The sequence below is a fragment of the Aeromonas sp. QDB56 genome (genome assembly GCF_027705505.1).
Taxonomy (GTDB): Bacteria; Pseudomonadota; Gammaproteobacteria; order Enterobacterales; family Aeromonadaceae; genus Aeromonas; species Aeromonas caviae.
In genome coordinates this window covers 1-2,371 of the sequence record NZ_JAPDBZ010000242.1, presented here as the reverse complement: position 1 = coordinate 2,371, position 2,371 = coordinate 1, and the positions used below count along the sequence as shown (strand labels likewise).

Annotated in this window: 2 protein-coding genes; one reads left to right on the top strand and one right to left on the bottom strand. The window is 52.1% G+C overall.

What is annotated here, in order from left to right; genetic code table 11:
* The coding region (locus OKB81_RS20040) for a nuclease-related domain-containing protein (protein WP_270805415.1) at positions 1-1,630 on the top strand (1,630 nt) is incomplete at its 5' end.
* 119 nt (positions 1,631-1,749) lie between these two features.
* Here OKB81_RS20040 and OKB81_RS20035 read toward each other — a convergent pair.
* Complete coding sequence (locus OKB81_RS20035) at positions 1,750-2,295, bottom strand: SEC-C metal-binding domain-containing protein (protein ID WP_270805414.1); 546 nt, start codon at positions 2,293-2,295, stop codon at positions 1,750-1,752.
* Positions 2,296-2,371 lie beyond the last annotated feature (76 nt).

The window sequence follows — 2,371 nt, the reverse complement described above, 5'->3', positions numbered from 1 at the left end:
GTACGACAACAGGTCAACTGAGCGAAATCGGCGCCTGAGAGACTGCTGTCCTGCTTTGGAATTGTGCAACAAGGCCGCGCGCAAGCTGTCGAATTGCTCTGAGTGTGATTTTCAACTGACAGAGGAAGCTCTCGGCCGCTCTATTAAGCGTCATTTGTCGCCAATCCTTTTTCCACAGTCAGGTGTGGGGCGAGAGAACGTTGCCAACCTCGAATCGGTCGCCTTGTTTATTGCCGCCATGCGCGAGCGAATCGACTACGAGAATTCCATCAATTGGTTCTGTTTTGACAGTGATTGCGGTTACCAGCTCAAACCGGGACAACCGGTCATTTTCAACAAAACATATACGGGCTCACAGCGCTGGCAGCGTACCGGGCGCAAAAGCAAGTTGCTTTGGCACTACTGGATGTACCGCGCGATTGACCAATTCGCAGCTTCAGATATAGCTGGCAAAATCATCGGGAGACCGGAAAATCACGAAGCGAATCAGCTTGCTTACATAAAAGCCATCCGCAGTCAGCTTTACCTGCAGACGATTTTCGGTCTGGGTGAGCGGGTCAGACTGAACGACGGAGCTGAGGTAGCACTGCACCACGCGATATTAGCCAGTGAGCTGACGACAGTGTTTTTTGAGCAGGCGTTTCTTCAGCCTTTTCTTCGCTATATGGACGACTCAGGTGTAGCAGCGAAAGCACTTGGTCAATTAGCTCTGGACGGGCTTGTACAAGGCGAGAATCGCTTTCCCATCACCTGGTCGGAACCGAAAGATAAGATCAGTCGAATTTGTGGTTGGACCGTCAGTCCTGAGCATCCCAAGGGCGACACCGAAGCGGCCAGTGCCATCCTGAAGTTCTGGACCAGTGATCTGCAGGCTCTATCCGCACAGATGAGGCAAGTACCTAACATGCCTTCACCACGGCTGTACGAGCGACCGTTCTACAAGATTGGCCGCTACAGCTTTCAGTTCCCCTGGGTTGCCGGTCAACAGAACAATCTGACCGCTGCGGTGAATAACCTGCGTCGTGTTGAACAACGCCGGACAGCTTTGCGCAGCGAAACGGAGCGTATTGAACATACCCTTGCCGAAGCGCTAAGGCAGAGGGGGTTCAGCGTCGTCGTGGGCTACCAACCACCATTGAGTGATGAGCGCGATGCTGGTGAGGTGGACCTGATCTGTCACTTGGATGGGGTAGTGTTGCTGCTGGAGGTCAAGTCTGGCTTCATCCGTTCAACTCGTCATGAAGTCTGGCTGCATCGAACCAATACCCTGCGCAAGGCGGCGAGGCAGTTAAAGCGCAAGCAACCGGTTGTGCTTCAAGCCTTGCTAAATGACCAAGGGTTGCGTTCAGCTCTATTGCTGAGTGATTTCAATCATCTGCCAGCCCTGCATGCCTGGGTTGTGGATACTTCGATTGAATTTGATGGTGAGGTCATCGATGGTTTCCACGTCGTCTCCCGCGAGATCATGGAGATCGCTTTGCGCGATGAACCGCATTATCTGCGGGCGTTTGAACAGATGGACGAGGCTGAGGTTGAGAATGAGGAAGAGACACTGTATGCCGACGGATTCAGTGCGCAAGCTCTTGTTAGGTTGATCGAGTCCGATGGGGTCTGGTGTGACTTGCTTTAGGCACCAGCCATTTGGCATGAACCAGAGATGGATAGCTAGCACCACCATATCTGTGTACCTACACAGCCAGCCCCCATCGATACCGAAGCAGGGTTTGTAGTCAAGATTCAATGCTTTTGTCACGCTTCACGACCGTGACACTTTTTAAATTTTTTTCCGGAACCACAGTGACAAGGTTCGTTTCGTCCCAATTGTGGAATATTGGAGGCACTACGCAAAACACTCATCCGCTGGCGTTCTCGGGACATTTGCCGTATCGGTCGTGGATTGAGGCAGGCTTCACGTAGCAGGTACGCAGCACCCTGATCGCTTGATATGCGACCTAAATTGTACATCTGTTCGGCAACCGCCATCTGCCGGACTTGTCTATCGACAACAGGGATACAGTGATGGTCGAAGAGGGTCAAAGTGATGATGTCACTGCCATTTAGCGAACTATCTGGCCCATTTACGTTGATCTGCTCTCGCAGACGCTCGACGACGTTTTTACAGGCCAACAAGCATTCGCCACGTAAATCCGTTGGATCACCATCTGTTGACAGGAGTGCGAAGCAGTCTTGCAGATATACCGCCGCACGAAGTAGATCCGGCCGCTGGCTAGTACGCTCATAGATCATATCAGCTGCTGATAGAGTCGCACGGGCCCTAAACTCATCAAATTCCATCGTAAGCGCCGTTAAATCGACGTACTTGCCCTAACGGTATTGCGCCACTTTTTTTGAAATCGGCTCCAACGCCACA

Coding starts and splice junctions, on each gene's coding strand:
- OKB81_RS20035 (WP_270805414.1), bottom strand. CDS start 2,295: ATGGAATTTGATGAGTTTAGGGCCCGTGCGACTCTATCAGCAGCTGAT.